This is a genomic window from Rickettsia massiliae MTU5 (assembly GCF_000016625.1).
Taxonomy (GTDB): domain Bacteria; phylum Pseudomonadota; class Alphaproteobacteria; order Rickettsiales; family Rickettsiaceae; genus Rickettsia; species Rickettsia rickettsii.
This window is the reverse complement of record NC_009900.1, coordinates 1190641-1210960: the sequence shown is the minus strand read 5'-3', so window position 1 is coordinate 1210960 and position 20320 is coordinate 1190641. Positions and strand designations below refer to the sequence as shown.

The window sequence follows — 20320 nt, the reverse complement described above, 5'->3', positions numbered from 1 at the left end:
TATTTATCTCTTCATTTTATATTGCATGTGGAAATATAGTCCTCCACCAAACATAACTCTTAGCTGGAATCTTATAGTATTTTCTCCTTGTTTTAAATAACGCTTTATATCAATCGGTAAATTTTTAGCTTGTAATGCTTGACCTTGGTCATGTCCATTGTTACAGTACCTTTTCTCATCTAGAGAATCAACGTTAGTCGGGAGGCTAAGTAACTTTGTGCCGTTGACATATATTAATGTGCAATCATCATACCATAAATCTTTTACTTCAAAATACTCAATATCATCCATTATTGCATCTAAAGTTACTTTGAATTCTACAGTATGCAGTATTGTATTGTCCGGTTTATTTGCTGCCTCTATAAATGCTCCATCCTTTGGAAATGCCATAATGCTCCCCTGTGGTACCGGTTTTTTGTTTAAGATATAGTCACCTATTTTAGTTACCGGATTATAAGGGGTCTCAGGTAATTGGTTTGATGGAAAGTCGTTATAACCAACTTTTATAGGTAATCCTTTAGATTCTCTACAGCCGACATTTTGGCCTAAAGGTTCAAACTCGACAACCTTTCTATCAAAATATGATAAACAATGGCGTTCTAAAGGTTTATTAGGATCAATAGGTATCCAATTCGTCGGGCATTTTCCTTTTGCAAGTTCTCCTATATCGCTTTCAGGCCATTCTGCATTACCATGATTGTTACCGGAAGGAGCTTTCTCTGTGCTAGGAATTTTAGCACAAGTAGGTACTAATATAGGAGCACAAAGATTTAGCTCTTGCCAAGTTTTATCTCTTACATCTTCAGTCTCAGCTTTATATGTCGGCTCAGGAGGAGTATTGTTATCTCCTTTTGTATATGTCACTGTATAATATTTTGAAGGATCTACCGGTACTAATATTGGTCCTATGTTAGGTTTCGGCTCGATTCTATCTGTATAATCCCTACTTAAAACACATATTGGAGTATTAGCCTTATCGTTATTGGTATAGCATTTACTCGGAATCTTATTTATATTGCAAGTATAAATTGTAATACCTCTTCCTGGACCTGACACTGTTTCTTCTAGAGTACAGCGCGTTAGATCTGTATCTTTTTTACATAAGCCAAGATTTGGATATTTAACGTTATATTTATTTTTAAAATCTTTACAATTTATAGTATCGTTGTTGTTGAGTTTAGCAAGTACACAATTTGTCGAGTCATTATTGTAACCAGGAATAGGTGATCCATCAGGTAAAGTAGGACGCAGCATAGGGTTACAATGTTGGAAATTTTTCGGCATCAAGCAGGCATGCGTTCCACCTTGGATATATTTACCGTTTATATATTCTAAATATTTTAAATATACCGCACTTGAGTCAGGATTGCCATTACTATCATAAGGTTCTTTATCGTCTTTATATTTACCGTGAATAGTCAACTGATTTAGAGCATTCTCTCCTGAAAACGGCATAGCAATATATTTATCTTCCTTTGGATCTTTTGGTGGATCTTTAGGTATAAACGCAACGGAAGAACTATACTTATAACCGGCAAGCATTACTATGCTTTCTGTGTCAGTGGGGTTGGGAGGTGGAGGTCCGGCGTATGCTAACGGCGTTACAAGAGTGCTTGTTTCATCTATGATATTGTCGCCTTCTCTTACTTGTACTGACGCAATGAATTGCGGTTTATAATAAGCATCGTTGGGATTGCTATTATTAGTACAGGTAATTCCGGCATATTGCTTTGCACATTCATAAGCAGCTAAGCTGTAAGAATGATTTACTCTCGGTACGCAATCTATTAAATTACCAGACTCAAATAAGCAAATATTATTAGGATTTTGCTTATCGTCTTCGGTATTACTAATAGAGACATAAAGCTTTCTATCTTTACCGTTATTGTCTTTTAAGGTGACATCTGTCTTTATAGGCATTAAGCTAGCTGTATCTTGCTTTTGTACCTCAGGAAATTTTACGCTTACATCCTTAAATTCGCCGATATTAACTCCCCACACTTTTTGACAGGTAGTTGAATTAGAACTTGGACAGTCCGGTATATCGCTTATGTAGTAATCGCTGGGTGTTTCTACATTTCCAATTTTCTGCGAATATACTATTCTAAATCCCTCATTACAACCGTTAGCTGTAACACTACATGGCGTAGAAATTTCTGTATTAATACATGGAGTGTCGCCTGAAGTATTCTTACACGATTTAATTAAATCTTTAAAAGCCGTATTAGTATGAGTAATTTTTGCTGAAGAAAAATCTATATTACGTGGTTCTACACAAGTTTTGAGGTCAGAGGGAGAACTCGTGCAAAGCGGAACAAGATTGCTAAAGCTAACACGTATGGTATTATTAACAATATTGTTTTTAACATTAATATTAGATGGCACTACACAAGCCGGGCTAGTAGAAGATTGGTCAAACTTGCCGCTTGCATCTTTTATGCTACATACATTATTAGCACTCGCATTAATGCTAATATAATCTAAATTTGGACAATATGGTGGTGGAAAAGGCCCTAAAGGTAATTGTACACAACCAAAAGAATAGCTATCTACAGAGCCGTTTAATGACCCAAGTGCTTCAATAATTTTTATTATTAAATCAGGAAAAAATTTAAAAATCTCTCCTATTGCATTAAGTATTGATTGAAGTACTTTTATAAATTCTGAATCTTGATTTATCATACCAAGAAGCTGCCCTAATAAACTTGGTAAACTTACTCCTTTTATCGTTTCAACTAAAAATTTTAATATTTTTGCAATAGGGCTAAGTTCGTTAGTGTGATGAAGAGGTTGACGATTAGGATTCCAGTCCATCGGATCAAGATGTACACCGGAATCTGAAACAAGGTTAACAAGTCCAGGATCGCTATAAGCACAAAGTTTAGGAGATTTTAAAGTAATTATTTGTCCGTCTACACCGATTATCTTATTATCAGTTTCTGTATAACCGACTTTATTGAGATGTACTCCATCGGTATAACCTGGATCCGCAGGGGAAGGTGGGGCATTTATCCCGGGAGGTGGAGGCATATCCGGTACGGCAACTCTAGCACAGACTCTAGTTAGAGGTAGACCGTAACCTGTAGGCCATAATACACATTCTCCATCCCAATTTAAAGTAGAGTTTTGGTGCCAACAAGCTACGGCATTACAGCTTTGAACTCTAATACGAATTTTTGGAGTAAAGTAACTACTATCAGGGGCTTCTTCTGCACATCTATTAAGTAAAAAACCGATAAATGTACCTGGGTAATCAAATTTTAATAAACAAGTATCATTATCGCGACCGTCGCTTTTATTCCAAGGAGGACATAATGTGCCTGGTTTAAAAGGCCCTCTTGGCTTTGCATTGATGCCTCCATCCTTATTCCAAATTTCCGTTCTCTCACTTTGACCGCAATTACATGGATCGCTAAGACAATCGGCTATATCACCCCAAATAGATGCATATACATTAAATGAGAAAAATGAAAATAAGAAAAATAGTAAATATTTTTTTAACACTTTGAGTATTCTTTATGCTCGTTGTTTTTATAGTTCATAATAAATTATTGTCATCCCACGAGCTTGTAGCGGGATCAGGATCCAGTCCTTTTTAATGTTTTTGGGATCCCATAATAAATCACGGGATGACAGAGTGAAATATTAGTCCGTATTTAACTCATTATATAGGTAATTAACCCAATTATCCGGAGGACCTTGGTGTTGTTCAAGTATTTTTTTATAAATATCCATTTCCTCCTGTCTGCTTGATAAAATACGGACAACTCCTATTAAAGCGGCAATACTTAATTCAGAAGCTATCGATTCATTATCCTTACTAATTAAGAACATTCTTGCAGAAAGTATTAGCTGTGATAATTTTCGTATTTCCGGCTCGCTTAAACCTAAAATTTTATCTAAATCTTCTATTTTAACGTCAGACGGTAGAATAATTTTAGTATTAATTAAATCAAGCCAAGGTTTTATAGTATATTTTGGATATGACTTAAGATAAATAAAATTGAAATTACTGACGAAAATACCATTATTTTGAGACAAATTATTATAGATTAAATTTATATTATCATAATAAACCTCAGGTCTGTAAAGTTTATCAAAATTATCGGCAGCAAATATTTTAGGTTTTGTGCCAACTAGACTTAAATGATAAGTAAAAGCATAAATTACTGCTGCACTAATACTTTGGTGTTTCTTTAAATTATTATTAAATTGTTCTAAAAATTTTCTCTCCGTTGGGTAAAATTGTTTAGAAAACGGCTCATCAGAAAGTTTATATAAATTAAACCCTATAACTTTCCCTTCTTCAATGTTAAGAGACGATCCGTCAAATAATCCGGAATATAATTGTTCTTTGGTAAAAACTTTAAGTTTATCAAGTATTTGTATTCCTCCTTCCTCCTTAAAATCTTCTAATTGTAAAATATCGGAAAAAATACGTTTTTCTTTTTCAATTGATAAAATTTTATTTTTTAATTTCTCTAGAAATGATATCTCTATTTCGCTAAGAGGTGAGATATAATGACCACTGATTAATTTTAAAAATTCTAAAATGAATGCTTGTGATTTTTCTGTATCATCTACTAAAAATGGATTGATAATTTGTTTGTCCGGTTCTAACCATTTGCCTTCTATTGCCTCGATAAAAATTTTAGAATCATTATTATTAGAGATATAAATTATTGTTGGATCATATTTAGTCGATTCTGATATTAAAAAGTTCAATAATACGGTTTTGCCGGTTTTTTCCGTACCAAAGATGCAAGTATTACCTTTATTCGTTTTATCATGAAAATTCATGAAATATGGAGTACCTTTCTCGGTTCGTAGTAAAGTTATAGCCTTACCCCAAGGATTATATTGATTACCGAGTGTAGTATTATGAAGAGCAGTAAGAGAAGCAATATGCTCTACGGATAATGGCGACATTCTACGTATAAAGGCAAAGTTAGCAGGTAATTGCGACCAAAATATTTGCTCAATATTAAGATCTTCTTTTACATGAATAATACCAAGTTTAAAAAGTTCGGTTGATGCTTTAGCTACAGCTGCATCTAGTTTATTTTCATCTTCTTCTATAACGGCAATTGAAATTTGCTGATTACAAAATTGAAAATCTAAATTAGCTGCATCAAGCTTATTAATCCCTTTGTGATTAAGTAAAGTTGAGTCGTTAGTAATTTTGAGAATATAATCTTGACCACGCAATTTGGATATTACTTGTTTTTTGCTAACAAAGTAAAATATTTCAGTTATTATTAATTCAATCGGTAACTGTAAAAATTTATCCAGTGTATTAGAAGGAGTTTCGTGATATTCTTTTATAGATAGTAAAGAAGCGAATTTATTATTTTTCTCATGATCCGTAACTACCATTTTATCGCTGCTAATTGTATAAATACTTCTACCTAGTGCATCGGATAAATCTATTATAGGTACCAAACAATCATTATTATTAAGGTTAGCTATTCGATTATATAAAAATAAAGGATTAGAAAAAACATTATCATTTTCAAATATTATACCGAGTTTTTCAGCACCGAATTCGTTTAAATCGTTTAAAATATTATTAGTGATATTGTCTAATTTTTGAAAAGCTGAATCTAAGTAGTTATTTTCAAAATCAGTAATTAATTTATTAGATAAAGAATTTATTAAAGAGTTAAAATTTTTGATGTTAACTTTAGCAGAATCATGTACTATAGATATATATAAAGTATTAACGAATTTATCATTCCAATGGTTTTTTCTTTGCCATAGGGTATGAATATTTGCCGGTAATAATTTTTTGTAAGGAGTTGAATCGTCTAAGTTTTGTTTTTCTCGTATTGTATGTAGCCAAAAAGCAAAATCATAATCGTTTATATTTTTTTTAATAGAAGCTCTAACTATTTCACGTAAATTTTGTATGTTATCGCTTATTTTCTCTGAGTTAATGCCGTGTATTTTGATAATTTGTAGTAATTTACCGTCTTTGGTAAGTAAAGTATTTTCATTATAATGACATGCTATAGGTATAAAATTAGGAGCATTGTAATTATATATATCTTTGTCAAATTTTCGTAAATCACTAAACACAAATAACCTGAATTTAAATTATCGTTTTGTATACTCGTTCAACTTGACAAATTGGCTACGTCGTCTTTGTAAGTCCTCGGATGCTCATATATTAAGTATACGCTCTGCCCTTCGGCTTACAGATTCCTTGCTCTTTTCCAAGTTGAACTTCGTATAACAACTCTTCATTTCACAGGAGTATATACTAATGAACTTTGCCTGCGTGGATGCTAGAGTCGTCATTGCGAGCAGCCTCTACTCGATGTCATTCCCGCGAAAGCGGGAATGACATAAGAGCCATGCAACAAAGCCAATTTAACAACAACTAGAAACTTTACCTTATTATTTATATTTAATAAACAATTATTCACTATAGGCAGTGATTTTTTGTAATCCTCCCATGTAATTTATCAAGACATCCGGTATAGTTATTGATCCATCTTCATTTTGATAATTTTCAAGTATTGCAACCATAGTTCTTCCGATAGGTAATCCTGAAGCATTTAAAGTATGAACTAAGGTAGTTTCGTTACTGCCGAATTCTTTATATCTTGCTTTCATTCTACGTGCTTGAAAATCTCCACAATTAGAACAGCTAGCAATTTCGCGATATTGCTTTTGTCCCGGAAGCCATACTTCTATATCATAGGTTTTTTTTGCTGCAAATCCCATATCTCCGGTGCAAAGTAACATAACACGATAAGGAAGATTCAGTTTTTGTAAAATAGTCTCTGATGCATTAGTTATATATTCATGCTCATTTTTTGATTCTTCAGGGGTAGTAATAGATACTAGCTCAACTTTACCGAACTGATGTAATCTAATCATACCTCTTGTATCTCTACCGCTACTACCTGCTTCTGATCTAAAGCACGGGGTGTAAGCAACATAACGCATCGGTAATTTTTCTCTTGGTATAATAGTATCGGCGACTATATTTACTAAAGGTACTTCTGCGGTTGGAATTAGTCTGTAACCATTTGTTGTTGCAAAAGACTCTTCGGCAAATTTAGGTAGTTGTCCTGCATTATACATAGCATTATCTCGAACTAATACCGGAGGTGATATCTCAAAGAAATCCAACTCTTTAGTATGAACATCAATCATAAAATTAATTAAAGCACGTTCTAGCTTTGCTAAATCACCTTTTAACGTTACAAATCTAGTTCCAGAAATTTTAGCAGTTTGTTCAAAATCCATTAAATTTAATTTTATACCTAGTTCAAAATGCTGTTTATTCAAAGCATTTGGATTGGTCTCTCCGTAAGTACGAACTAATTTATTCATACTTTCATCCATTCCGTAAGGTACTTCTTCGTCCGGAATATTAGGAAACATATTTAATAGTTCATTTAATTCGTTATTATTATTTAGATCCTGTTCAAGTGCTTCCAACTTCTCATTTATATGTTTGACATCTCTTTGTAACCCTTCAAACTCTTCGCCGCTTTTAGAGGCCATATTACCTAAAATCTTTGATTTTACCTTACGTGCATGCTGAAATTCTTGAATTAAACTCATAATTTTTCTTTTCTCTCTGTCGAGCATAGCAATTTTACTAGACATAGGTTCAATAAATCTTTGGCTAAGCTTTTCATCGAACAATTTTTGATTTTCTCTAATCCATTTGATATTTAACATTTAGTGTCCTCGGTTTTTCTATAAAATTACATATCATTATTGAAGTTTCATATAATAAAAGTAGCGGTATTGCAAGAGCAAACTGGCTTAAAATGTCAGGAGGCGTTAATATTCCTGCAATAATAAAGTTAATTACCACGGCAATGCGTCTTTTTTGCTTAAGTGTTTGTACCTTAACTATTTTTAGTATATTTAATATAATGATCACAACTGGTAGCTGAAAAGCAATTCCAAAAGCAATAATTAAATGAATAACTAAATTTAGATACTCACTAATTCTTGCTTCCAAAACTATCGGTACTATCATATCACGTTTTTCAAAACTAAGAAAAAAATTCCAAGCTTTCGGCATTACAAAGTAAAACACAAAAATACTACCGCACCAAAATAAAATAGGTGACATAAAAAAAATAAAAGCGATAATTTTTTTTTCATGGCGGTGTAACCCGGGACTGATAAATAAATAACACTCCAAAGCAATTATAGGTATAATAATAGTAAAAGCAGTAAAAGCTGCAAGTTTAATATAGGTAAAAAATGCTTCTGTAAGTCCTGTATAAATTATATTTCGTACCGTATCACCGCTTAGCTTAGCAAGCGGTTTTAATAAAACACTATAAATATTGTCGCTAAAATAATAGCAAATAGCAAATATAATTATAGAAGCAGTAAATATTCTAAGAAGCCTTATTTTTAATTCTAATAAATGTTCTTGAAAACTATATAGTTTCATAAAAATTCTGACTCTTCATTTCGCAGCAATATATATTATATATCAATATTATAAACGTTTTTTAATATATTGTCATATCTTTTTAGAAATATTCACAAAGCCTAGTTTCTTTCTATATATTTTATAAAATATCGGGATAAATAACATGCTAAACAGAGTATTACCTAAAAAGAATACAGGCCAAGTAAGATATTTTGCACAAATACCGCCAAGGCTAGCTAGAATAATACGGCTAAGAGAGCTAAAAGATGCAATAATAGAATATTGTGTGGCAACAAATTCACTATTGCAAAGGCTAGCAAAATAGATAGAGATAATAGTTCCTGCAAAGCCTGCACAAAAATTTTGTACTGTAACAGTTAGTATAAATGGCTTTATATCATAGCCGATAGTAGCAAGAATCATAAACATAAGAGGTGACAATAATTGAATAACTCCACCAATTAAGACACTATGAAATATACCCATTTTTGCAGCTAAAACGCCGCCTAAAGCTCCTCCGACGATCATGATTAGTAACCCGTAAGCTTTGTAAATAACGGCAATTTCATGAGTAGTAAAACTTAAATCTAGAAATAAAGGCGAACTCATAGCCATAGGTATAGAATCCGCAGCTTTATATAAAAAGATAAACAATATAATTAGCAGTAAATATTGCTGTTCATTTTTTAAGGAGATAATACTTTTTTTTATAACTTCAAAATATTGTTGTAATCCTATTAAATTATTAGTTGTATGGTGTATTTCTTTTGATTGTGGTTCTTTGATACATAAAATTACTATAGGTCCAATTAGAGTAATGAATAGAGCAAATTTATATACTGTATTCCAGCCGAAAATAATTGATAAATATAAAGTACCGACGCTGCCAAGTAACATACCTAAACGAAACCCTATGCTACTAAAGGTAAAAGCCATTGAAAGCTCTTCTTTAGATGTAGGTCTCTCAATTCTATATGCATCAAGTACAATATCTTGTGTAGAACTGCAGAATGAAATAATAAATAAGATAATTGCAGTAATATATAAGTTATTACAAGGGCTTATGTTTAAGAACCCCGTCATCGCTAGGATTAAAAATATTTGTGATACCAATGCCCAGCCACGCCTGTGACCGAATTTAGAACATAAAAAAGGTATAGAGTATTTATCTATAAAAGGTGACCATATGACCTTTAAGCAATACGGAAAGGCAGCTAGTGATATCGAACCTATTATATCAGTGGTGTATTTTGCTTCGGATAATTGATATGGAACTGTAAAAAAAATTAAATTGAACGTAAGACCGGAAATTAAGCCTAAAAGTAAAATACCGATTAAATATGTATGGTTATTTATGTCATTCTTGCGTGAATTGATCTTCAACGTCATTGTGAGGAAAAACTGTAAGTTTCGACGAAGCAATCCAGTAAAAAATTCTGATTTACAGAATATTCTATTATTATTGCTGGATTGCCACGCTCCTTGCAGTTGTGGCTTTGTTGCATGGCTTACTTCCGCCTCTGTCATCCCGCAAGTTTGTAGCAGGACCCAGTTAAAAATACTAATATTGTTAGTATTTTTAGTTGTTTTCTGGATACCGTGGTCAAGCCACGGTATGACACTGAACACGTTTTTTGAGTCATGCAACAACGCTTTCAGTTGCTTGCAATGACGATTAGGTACACACGCAATAATGCCTCGCAGGCATGACATAAAGGAATGATTAAAAATTTTGTACACGAAATCTAATAGCTTTAAATAGTTACTTAATATTTCATTTTTAGGGAGTAAGGAGCGACTTTGGAAAATATTTTACCGACTACCGGTATTTTAGTTACAATAGTGCTGATTAAGAAAAAGGAAGGAATAACATTTCCTTTAACCATAATTAATTGCTGCTTGGTATCAATATTACCTGTCATAGTAAAATCAAAGAACGGTCCATGTGCTTCCGTATCAAAAATTGTAATTATATTTCCTCTATAATTAAATTTACCGCTCATATCTTCAAATAAAATATTTTTATTATTAGTTATTGAACTAAGAAAACCCGGCAACGAAACAAAGGAAACAAGCCGTGTTAAAAAAGGAGTATCAACTACCGTAAAATGTTTTATAGAAAATTTGCCGTCTAATATTGGCACTATTTCACCTTTTTTTACTTCATATCTTTTTGTATTTAAGTTGATGTTAATCTGACCGTTTTGCATAGTGGTATACATTCCGAGTCCCTTAAGCAATGCTCCGGCATTATCGGATTCAATTAACCATTGTTCAAAAGTTTCCTTAGCGGTAAGCGACATCTTAACTTTTTTATTATCAATATTAGCATTTAGAAAGCCGGAGAAACATCGCACTTTATCACATTTAATTGCTAAATCAAGATTACCTAGAATTATATTATTCTTTAAAAGTATTTTTGATATATTAGTTTTTAAATTAATATTACGTGTAGAATCTCCCGCTTTTTCTAAAAACTGCATCATATTAGCATTTGATAAATCTAATCCGCTTCCATAAAGTGCCGTATTAAGATTATGGTTATCTATGATTATTTTTCCTTTTAAATCCGTATGATTATGTTTAACAGAGGCTAGATTAATATTATAAATATTTTTCTTAATTAAGGCATTACCGTTAATTTTTAGATTATCCTGCCCTGAAAGGTTAAATTCAATATTTCTATCGAAATTTTTATCATTTAATTTAGTATATAAATATAAATTGGCTTTTTTATATAATTTTTTATGAATAGATACTTTATCTATATAAAATTCTAAATTATTAAGATTAGAATTAACGGTAATAAAACTCTCATTATTATGCTGTTTTTTATACTCAAAATTTAAAACGGTGCTGCCTGAAATTAATTTCAACACTCCAAATCTTTGATTATTTGCCGCAATATTGCTTTTTATTTTAAGTAAACACTCATTATTTTTATCCGATATATCATGATCATAAGTAAAGCTGCTTGCATAATTATTAATGTTACCTTTACCGCTAATATTTAGTTTATTATCTTTAAAACTACCTTTGGCTTCACCGTTTTGTAATAGGATATTATTGTCTAAGGTGTTAAAAGAGATATTTGTTAATGTCGACAAAACATTATAGCTATTAGGGATATTGGGGCTAATAGGAATTATTAGCTCTATTATTGAATTTGCCGTTCCTTTGATTTTTTTAAGATCAATATTTTGAGCTTTAATATTTTGATATGCATCATTTGGAACAAAGGCAATTAAGTCATTAATTTCACCTTTAGCAGTAGCATTAAAAACAAATTGTGATTTGTTCGGTCCTTCCCATTTGAAAGTCATAATACCGTCTGAAACGACACTTTTACCGCTATATGCTTCATTAATTAGAAATTTTATTTCCGGTCCTGAAATGATTATATTAGTATCAACTTGAGTCAAAGGCGGTAAATCTGTATGATATTTATATTCAAAATTCGAGATATGTAAATTTGCTTTTAAATTATCTTCTACTAAAATATTTTTTTTTAAAAATTTTTTATCTAATTTAATATTTAATTCTCCGTTTTGGATGTAACCTTGTTTTATATGTTCTCGTAAATATGAGATTATAGGATTATCCGGAATAATTTTTTCGACTGTTTGATAAATTATTAAAGGCATATTTGCGGCAGCTGCACTTGCATCGATATTTTTATCGGTTATTATACCGCTTAGTGATAAAAAAGCTTTGTCCCCAAAGGTGAGTTTGCAATTAATGGTCTTTGGATTATCTTTAGAATAGGCGATTTTATATGAGCATAAAGCATTTCCTAGAGGTAAGGCTGCTCCTTGCTCATCAGTTAAGATATCACTTTTTATTGAAGTTAGTCGTATGTCGGTTAGGGAATCTTTTTTCATTATATTTAACGAATAATCACCGGTTGTTGAAGTATTTATAATCTCTTCATCGTTATTTGAAATTACGGAAATTTTATCGATATTAAAATTAGCCTCTATTAACGCATTAGAGAAGAAATTTTTGAAATTAAAGAAAAGATTAAAATCGTTAATTTCTCCTCTAGCATTATCTATAAGACTTAAGGAAATTTTATCTATGGATAATCGGTTTTCTTTAAATTCTAAATTATGTAGTACAGCCTTTATATTATTTTTACTTAAATAAAATTCAATTATTTTTTTCAAAGGTTCATTTAAGTTTCCTTTATTTGCACTATAAACAGTTAGAGTTATAGCCAAAGATAATGAAATCAGAATTATAAAAATACTAATAAAGGTTTTTTTAATAAAATTCATTTGAGCTTGTAAATCTATTGAAATATGATAAAAGCTTTTTATATACTCGGATAGAACTTCAAAAATTGGCTACGTCATCCTACAAGTACTTCCGGTACTCACGTATTAAGTATACGCTTTGTTCCTCGTTTTGTGGACTCCTTGCACTTTTTGAAATTGAGCTTCGTCTATACTACTCTTCATTTATTTGAGGTATACACTTGGAATATAACGTATAATTTAAAAATTTAATATAAAAATCACAAAAAATTATGAATATTACATTTATCGGTAGTGGATATGTGGGATTAGTTTCAGGTATTATTATGGGCTATTTAGGTCATAATGTTACTTGTCTTGATAATGATGAGGTTAAAATATCCAAATTAAATAAGCAAATATTACCGATTTATGAAGCTAAACTTGATGAGTATCTTAAGCAAGCTTTAGAATCTGATAGGTTAAAATTTACAAATATTTATAATAATGAACTTCAAAATGCCGATGCAATATTTATTACGGTCGGTACACCTTCAAAATGGTTGGGAGAAGCGGATTTAAAATATGTTTATGATGCTATTGATAAAGTTTCCGAGCATATAAATAAAGATTGTTTAATCATCATAAAATCTACCGTTCCGCCGGGTAGTTGCAGTAATATTATAGCTTATTTAAAATCAAGAGGCTTTTCATTTAATGTTGCTTCTAATCCTGAGTTTTTAAGAGAGGGTAGTGCGGTAGAAGATTTTTTATATCCTGATCGTATAGTTATCGGTGTAAATAATAAAGAATCAGAGGAAATATTGCGAAAAATTTATGCACCTTTAATAGAGCAAGGTGCAAAGTTTGTGGTTACCGATTTAGTGACGAGCGAACTTATTAAATATGCTTCAAATAGTTTCTTAGCTACCAAAATTGCTTTTATTAATGAAATGGCTGATTTATGTGAAAAAATCGGCGGTAATATTAAAGATTTATCTAAAGGTGTAGGACTTGACCAAAGAATCGGTCAAAATTTTTTAAATGCAGGACCTGGTTTTGGCGGTTCGTGCTTTCCAAAAGATATTCTAGCATTAAATAATCTTGTAGAAAATCATCATATAGATTGTAGGATTCTTAAGGCAGTAATTAAAAGTAATAAGCAGCGTCCAAGTAATATGGTAGATAAAATAGCTACTTTGTTAGACGGAGATTTAAAAGGTAAAAATATAGCAATTTTAGGCTTAACATATAAAGCAGAAACAGATGATGTGAGAGCAAGCCCTGCCATCGAAATTGTAAAGATCTTATTAAATAAAGATGTATATGTTAAAGCATTTGATCCTATCGGTCTTAAAAATGCTAAAAAGAATTTGGAACATAAAAATTTGCTATATTTAGATTCAGCAGTTGAAGCCTGTAAATCAGTAGATATTATAGTTATTGCAACTGAATGGTCAGAATTTAAAAAACTTAATTGGCAAGAAATTTATGATTTAGTAAAATCGCCGATAATCATTGATCTTAGAAATATACTAGATAATGAAGCAATGCAAAAAATCGGTTTTGGATATTATGCAGTCGGAAGTAAAATGTAGTCTTGTCGTTAAGGCTTCCGATGTCATTCCCGCGTAGGCGGGAATCCAGGGTAAAGCGAGATAAATCGAGCTTTTAAAAAGCTTTAAAGTACTGGATTCCCGCCTACGCGGGAATGACATAAAGAGTCATACAGTAAGACAATAAACTTTAACATTAATTTAAAATGCGACCTGAATTTATTCATTTAAGAACTCAAAGTTCTTATTCTTTTCTCGAAAGTGCATTAACGATTGAGAAGGTAGTAGAACTTGCTTCAGCGAATAAAATGCCTGCTATTTGTTTGGCAGATAAGGGAAATTTATTCGGCTCATTAGAGTTTGCATTATATGCAGTAAAAAAAGGACTGCAGCCGATACACGGAGTTATTCTAAATATAAAATACGATATAGATATTTTTGCTCAAATTTTGCTTATAGCTAAAGATGAAACTGGCTATAAAAATTTACTCAAACTATCAAGCCTTACTTTTACTAAAGATGATCGTAAGATATGTGATCACATTGATTTTGAAGATTTAATCGAATATCAAGAAGGATTAATAGGATTATGCTGTTATACCGACGGTATTGTCGGAAAATGCTTACTAGCTCGCAACGAGGAACAAGCGATGCTGTTTGCACGTAAATTACAGGAAATTTTAGGAGATCGTTTTTACTTTGAGATTATGAGACATGAGCTACCGGAAGAACAGTTTATTGAGGATAGTTATATTAGAATTGCTGCCGAGCTTGCTATTCCGCTTGTTGCTACTAATAAAGTTTTGTTTAGTGAGAAAAGCATGCATGATGCACATGATGTATTGTTATGTATATCAGCCGGTGTTACTAAAGAATATCCGGATCGAAAAACAGTTAGCGAAAATTGTTATTTTAGATCACCGCATGAGATGATAGAGCTTTTTTCCGATTTACCTAGTGCCATCCAAAATACCGTGAATTTAAGAGAGCGTTGTTATTTTGCCGCACATGCAAACCCGCCGATGCTGCCTAATTTTGCCACCAAAGATATTAGTGAAACGGATTTAATTAGAAAAGATGCAAAAGAAGGGTTGCTTGCAAGGCTTGCTACAAAGTTTAAATCTGAAAATATTTCGTTAGAGAATCAAGAAGAATTGAAAACCGAATATTTTGCCCGTCTTAATTATGAGCTGGATATTATCTGTAATATGAATTTTGCCGGTTATTTTTTGATTGTATCCGATTTTATTAAATGGAGTAAAAAAGAGGGTATTTTAGTCGGACCGGGTAGAGGATCGGGAGCAGGCTCGGTTGTTGCTTGGAGCTTGCTTATTACTGATCTCGATCCGATTAAATTTGGCTTATTATTTGAAAGATTTTTAAATCCTGAACGTATTTCAATGCCTGATTTTGATATTGATTTTTGTCAGGAAAGGCGTGAGGAAGTAATTAATTACGTACGTTCCAAATACGGTAATAATAGAGTAGGACAGATTATAACTTTCGGTAAGATGCAGGCAAAGGCTGTAATTAAGGATGTCGCTCGTGTACTTAGCTTACCTTATAAATTCGCTGATTATCTAACGGAGCTTGTCCCTTTTAGTGCAGTTAATCCAGTTAGCTTAGAACAGGCAATGCGTGAAGTTCCGGAGCTTGCAAATGCCGCTAAAGGTAATGGGCTGTATAATTTAGACGGTGAAGCGGAGTTAATTAAGCTCGTGCTTGATACTTCGTTAATTCTTGAGGGGCTGCATAGGCATTCCTCAACTCATGCTGCAGGAATCGTAATAGCAGGTACTGATTTAGTCGATATAGTACCGGTATATAAAGATGCTAACTCCGATATGCTGGTAGTCGGTTATTCTATGAAATATGCCGAGATTGCCGGTTTAATTAAATTTGATTTTTTAGGACTACAAACCCTAACGGTTATTACCGATTGTAAGAAACTGCTTAAAGAGCAAGGGATAGAAGTAGATTTTAACAATATGACGTTTGATGATAATAAGACTTATCAAATGTTGTGTAAAGGTAAAGGAGTCGGCGTTTTCCAATTTGAAAGTATCGGGATGAAAGATGCACTTAGACGCCTTAAACCTGATTCTATACATGATTTGATAGCTCTTGGTGCGTTATACCGTCCTGGTCCTATGGAAAATATTCCTACCTATATAGCTTGTAAGCATAAATTACAACAGCCTGATTATTTACATGAGCTATTGAAGCCAATCTTAGAAGAAACTTACGGAGTGGTGATATATCAGGAGCAGGTACAAAGAATTGCTCAGGTTCTTGCAGGTTATACGCTAGGAGCTGCCGATTTACTTCGTAGAGCAATGGGTAAGAAGATAAAAAAAGAAATGGAGGAGCAGGAAGAAATTTTTGTTAAAGGAGCAATTGCTAATAATATTTCGGAATCTCAAGCTAAATCCATTTTTGCGACCGTGGCTAAATTTGCCGGATACGGTTTTAATAAGGCACATGCTGCGTCTTACGGTGTTCTTTCATACCAAACTGCATATCTTAAAGCTAATTATCCTGCTGAATTTTTAGTAGCATGCTTAAATCTTGAATTGAATAATCACGATAAAATTAATTTCTTTTTACAAGAAGCAAAAGATAACGGCATAAAAATTACTGCACCTAATATTAATATTTCTGAAGGATATTTTAGTGTAAAGTTTTCGGACACTGTCATCCCGCATAGCGTAAGGCCTGTCATACCGCGACTTGATCGCGGTATCCAGGAAATTTCAAAAGATACCGTGGTCAAGCCACGGTATGACATCGCGGGTGCAATAATCTTCGCCTTAGGTGCTATTAAGGGAGTCACGCCGAATTTTGGTAAGTTAGTAACGGATGAGCGAAAAGCAAGGGGGGCGTTTAAATCAATTACTGATTTTATTGAAAGATTACCCCCCAAATCTATTAACAGTAAATTATTGGAAAATTTAATCAAGTCAGGCTGTTTTGATGAGCTGCATGATAATCGATTGCAATTATTGTCAAGCATTCCAAAATTGCTTTCTTATGCAACTTCATATCACGAAGAGCAGGAATCTAATCAATTTAGCTTAATTAAAGTTTCTAGTTTAAGTCCAACTATTTTAGTATCAAGCGATTATGCCGATAAAAATACTTTAGCCTTTTATGAATTTGAGGCTATGGGTTTATTTATCTCTAATCATCCTCTTACGGAATATCAAGAAATATTTAGTCGTTTAAATATTTTAAATACTGCGGATTTGCATAATAACTTACCTGATGGTACTAACCGAGTAAGTCTTGCCGGTGTAATACAAAAAAAGGATTCTCGTATGTCGGCAAGAGGTAGGTTTGTGACGCTCGTGCTTTCCGATCCTGAAAATATCTTTGAACTTAGTATTTTTAGTGAGGAAGTTTTAAAAGATTATGTACATTTACTTGATGTTAAAAGTTTGGTAGTTGTTAATTGTGACATAGTTAAAGATGAGGGAGGAATAAAACTAACGGCAAAAAGCTTTTCATCAATTGAGGATGCAATTAATAATAAACAATTTGAACTACAGTTTTATCCACAAAATCATGAAGAATTACGGCAGATAGTAACCTTGCTTGCAGCTCGTATAAATAACGAAGATCAGAGTAATGCTAGAGCTACAATCTATTTACAAAGCGCAGATGTAAAGAATTTTGTAGCAAAAATTACATTACCTGAAAAATTCTTGCTCCAAGGGCAAGATTTTGAGATTTTAAAAGGATATAGTAAATAGCGTAGTTGTTGCGTGGTTCGGTTTTCCGCTGTCATTCCCGCAAGGTATTGTTGTGTGTGGATACCGAGTCGTCATTGTGAGCAGCCATAGGCTGCTCACAATGAGTAATATTCTTTGATGTTTTTTTACCGCCAAATACTGCATTATTATTTTTATTATCGCTAAGTTCCATATATTTTGTTAGTCGATGTTTGTCTGCTATTAACTTTGCTTCTTTTTCTAAATTGATATTTTGCTCAAGATTTGGATCTTTAATTAATTCTTTAAAATAATTACTTATGGATTTTAATCCCAATTTTCTCGTTAATTTACTTAAATACTTATAAAATTTATTTTTGATAGTTTGTTTTTGAGGTTCTGAATTTTTATTGAATGTATTATCGGTTTTAACTTCTTGTTTTTTATCTTCTAATACTCCTGTATTATTAGGTAGATTTTTATTAACTTCAGTTATTAGTGCATTTACTAAATTTTATTTTTCTTCTTTAAGTACAGCGTCATTCAAAAAGCTTGATAGAATTTTTTGAGTGTATTGTATCCAAGTTAAGGTTAGTAGTTTCTTGTGTTTCTATGTTTGGGAGCGGTATATTAGCTCGTTTTTTGTTTCAATTATAGGTGAGTCTATTAATTTATTCTCTCCAAAAATATCTAGAGTTTGCTGCGTAAATTCATCTACTAATTTTTGAGCTTTTATAGGTGTTATTTATTCATTAAATTTATTTTCACTATAATCTTTGACCATTTGAGTGATTGCTTCGGATGCTTTTGCTTCCGGTATAGTCATTTTGTATTTTTGTGCCATATCTTTTATGACATCATCCAATTTCTTATGTTCTTCCGATAGCTCTAGCGGTTTAGGGTTAGTATTACTTTGTTTCATTTGTTGGAAAATATCTATAGCCGGGCGGTTTGCTATTTTCGTTTGTCTTTGTGCTTTGATAAGTATATTTACATCTGTATCATTTAAGCATTTTGCTGATAGCTCTTTAATGATTTGTTCTTTGTTAGATTTATATAATCTATAATTTTCTAAAACTTTTTTTGAGGGAGCGATTTCGTGATCTTCAAAACAAGTTTGGATATGGTTTATAACAGGCTTTAAAAGATCCTCGGTAATAGGTAAATCAGTGTCCTTATAGGGAAACACAGTAGATAAAAAATCTACTAGATCAATCTTGATATACTTTAAATTAGATTCTTCAGCAACTTTATTAAATAACTTTTCTTTTGTGCTTGGTTGTATGTCCTTCATTATAATTAGTAGCTGAATTGGCAATATCTTTTTGAAGAAGTTGTATTTGAGATACTTTGTTCTTTTATTAAAGGTATATTTAAGATATTTGCTAAATTTTTTTGTTCACTTTCTAAGTTTGATATTATTTGTGATACTTGATTTTGTGTAATAAAATTATATATTTCACGAAATTCTGAATCCGGTACATTGTCTCTTAAAGCTTCTCTTATTGACCTGCTACTACAATGCCCTAAAGTTTGTCCAGTAACTGTTCTGCTTGAATCAGCTGTTGGATTAATAAATTGCCCCGATTTGAATCTGTTGATTTTGTTATTATGAGCTTTTATCACTTCTATTTCATTTATAGATAATATAGAAAATATACTATCTTTTATTTCTTTATCTGTTTGATTTTTGAGTTCATATTTAATTGGGCTAAATTTTGCTTTACTTCTTGCTTCTATTGTTTCATTTATTTTAGATAATTGATCTTTTGGTGTTTGATTTAGCTTTGAATTATCTGCTCTTATCCCAGCACCGGCATTATATATATACGATAATTTTTTCCGTTTTCTTTAGAAGATTTTATAACATTTACATGTAATCCTGTATTAGTAGGAGCATTAGAATATGATAAATATGCTTGTCCGGTTTTTGCAGTTTATCATATATTTCATCTGTAGTTTTTTCTAAAAATTTTTTTAACTGTTCTGCTGGTGGTAATTCAGTTGAGCTAGTTAAATTACGTACTAAAAAGGATTTAAATCTCATCTAAACCATCCATAAAATGGTCTAATTTTTTACCTGTATTTTCGTCAGGATTTAAAAGCTTTATACGCTAGCCGTTATAAAATGAGCTGAGCCTAATGTGGATTTATCATAGGTACGAGCATCGTCAAGCATTTTGCGGTACTGAGTTGCTTTTGCTTCATACTCATATTTCCGTATGTTATTTAAGGCTTGAGTGAGATTTTCATAATGCTTTTTCAGCTTATTTTGGTTATTCTCTTTTAGAGCAGTATTTGTAAGTTCATTATCATAATTTTCTAAGTGACCGAACTTCCTATCATTATTTATATTCTCAGCCATATTTTCAACTAACTAGTGAAACAAGGATAAAAATAATCATG

At 32.0% G+C, this 20320-nt stretch carries 12 protein-coding genes and 1 pseudogene; 2 read left to right on the top strand and 11 right to left on the bottom strand.

All coding sequences use genetic code 11. From position 1 onward, the window contains the following. Window positions 1-3 precede the first annotated feature (3 nt). The 6 genes from RMA_RS06570 to RMA_RS06545 all read right to left on the bottom strand — a co-directional run bounded on the left by RMA_RS06570 (window position 4) and on the right by RMA_RS06545 (window position 12690). Window positions 4-3504 carry a hypothetical protein gene (locus RMA_RS06570; RefSeq protein WP_041404875.1) on the bottom strand — a complete coding sequence of 1167 codons (3501 nt, stop codon included), beginning with the start codon at window positions 3502-3504 and terminating at the stop codon, window positions 4-6. A gap of 141 nt (window positions 3505-3645) precedes the next feature. Next, the gene (locus tag RMA_RS06565) at window positions 3646-6078 is read right to left on the bottom strand and encodes a VirB4 family type IV secretion/conjugal transfer ATPase (protein ID WP_012153172.1); all 2433 of its coding nucleotides are present in this window, start codon (window positions 6076-6078) and stop codon (window positions 3646-3648) included. Between the two features lie 342 nt (window positions 6079-6420). Then, window positions 6421-7698, bottom strand: a complete 1278-nt coding sequence (gene serS, locus RMA_RS06560) for a serine--tRNA ligase (RefSeq protein WP_012153171.1) — start codon at window positions 7696-7698, stop codon at window positions 6421-6423. Continuing rightward, window positions 7676-8431, bottom strand: a complete 756-nt coding sequence (gene tatC / locus RMA_RS06555) for a twin-arginine translocase subunit TatC (RefSeq protein ID WP_041404874.1) — start codon at window positions 8429-8431, stop codon at window positions 7676-7678. The genes serS and tatC overlap by 23 nt, the downstream gene beginning before the upstream one ends. Window positions 8432-8503: 72 nt before the next feature. Further along, a complete protein-coding gene (locus RMA_RS06550) occupies window positions 8504-10153 on the bottom strand; it encodes an MFS transporter (protein ID WP_187145886.1) in 1650 nt (549 codons plus the stop codon). Between the two features lie 26 nt (window positions 10154-10179). Further along, entirely contained in the window at window positions 10180-12690 is a 2511-nt protein-coding gene (locus RMA_RS06545) for an AsmA-like C-terminal region-containing protein (protein WP_041404872.1), read from the bottom strand. 251 nt (window positions 12691-12941) lie between these two features. Here RMA_RS06545 and RMA_RS06540 point away from each other — a divergent pair, with 251 nt between their 5' ends. Together RMA_RS06540 and dnaE are read left to right on the top strand one after the other, a co-directional pair. After that, on the top strand, window positions 12942-14246 hold the full coding sequence (locus RMA_RS06540) for a UDP-glucose dehydrogenase family protein (protein WP_041404871.1): 1305 nt from the start codon (window positions 12942-12944) through the stop codon (window positions 14244-14246). 164 nt (window positions 14247-14410) lie between these two features. Then, the gene (gene dnaE / locus RMA_RS06535) at window positions 14411-17956 is read left to right on the top strand and encodes a DNA polymerase III subunit alpha (protein ID WP_012153166.1); all 3546 of its coding nucleotides are present in this window, start codon (window positions 14411-14413) and stop codon (window positions 17954-17956) included. A 31-nt stretch (window positions 17957-17987) separates the two neighbouring features. On the opposite strand, the gene RMA_RS06530 is transcribed toward dnaE, so the two are convergent. The 5 genes and pseudogenes from RMA_RS06530 to RMA_RS06515 all read right to left on the bottom strand — a co-directional run bounded on the left by RMA_RS06530 (window position 17988) and on the right by RMA_RS06515 (window position 20279). Next, entirely contained in the window at window positions 17988-18251 is a 264-nt protein-coding gene (locus tag RMA_RS06530; RefSeq protein WP_148194426.1) for a hypothetical protein, read from the bottom strand. Window positions 18252-18659: 408 nt separating this feature from the next. Further along, window positions 18660-19208, bottom strand: a complete 549-nt coding sequence (locus RMA_RS10080) for a hypothetical protein (RefSeq protein WP_187145914.1) — start codon at window positions 19206-19208, stop codon at window positions 18660-18662. 5 nt (window positions 19209-19213) lie between these two features. Next, the gene (locus tag RMA_RS06525; RefSeq protein ID WP_238375453.1) at window positions 19214-19540 is read right to left on the bottom strand and encodes a hypothetical protein; all 327 of its coding nucleotides are present in this window, start codon (window positions 19538-19540) and stop codon (window positions 19214-19216) included. Window positions 19541-19716: 176 nt separating this feature from the next. Next, a pseudogene (locus RMA_RS06520) lies at window positions 19717-19974 on the bottom strand (hypothetical protein). Window positions 19975-20021: 47 nt separating this feature from the next. Beyond that, complete coding sequence (locus RMA_RS06515) at window positions 20022-20279, bottom strand: hypothetical protein (RefSeq protein WP_041404870.1); 258 nt, start codon at window positions 20277-20279, stop codon at window positions 20022-20024. Window positions 20280-20320: the final 41 nt, after the last annotated feature.

Bases quoted from the DNA above. Each gene is read 5' to 3' on its own strand.
- serS (WP_012153171.1), bottom strand. From the start codon at position 7,698: ATGTTAAATATCAAATGGATTAGAGAAAATCAAAAATTGTTCGATGAA.
- tatC (WP_041404874.1), bottom strand. From the start codon at position 8,431: ATGAAACTATATAGTTTTCAAGAACATTTATTAGAATTAAAAATAAGG.
- RMA_RS06545 (WP_041404872.1), bottom strand. From the start codon at position 12,690: ATGAATTTTATTAAAAAAACCTTTATTAGTATTTTTATAATTCTGATT.
- RMA_RS06540 (WP_041404871.1), top strand. From the start codon at position 12,942: ATGAATATTACATTTATCGGTAGTGGATATGTGGGATTAGTTTCAGGT.
- dnaE (WP_012153166.1), top strand. From the start codon at position 14,411: ATGCGACCTGAATTTATTCATTTAAGAACTCAAAGTTCTTATTCTTTT.
- RMA_RS10080 (WP_187145914.1), bottom strand. From the start codon at position 19,208: ATGAAGGACATACAACCAAGCACAAAAGAAAAGTTATTTAATAAAGTT.
- RMA_RS06515 (WP_041404870.1), bottom strand. From the start codon at position 20,279: ATGGCTGAGAATATAAATAATGATAGGAAGTTCGGTCACTTAGAAAAT.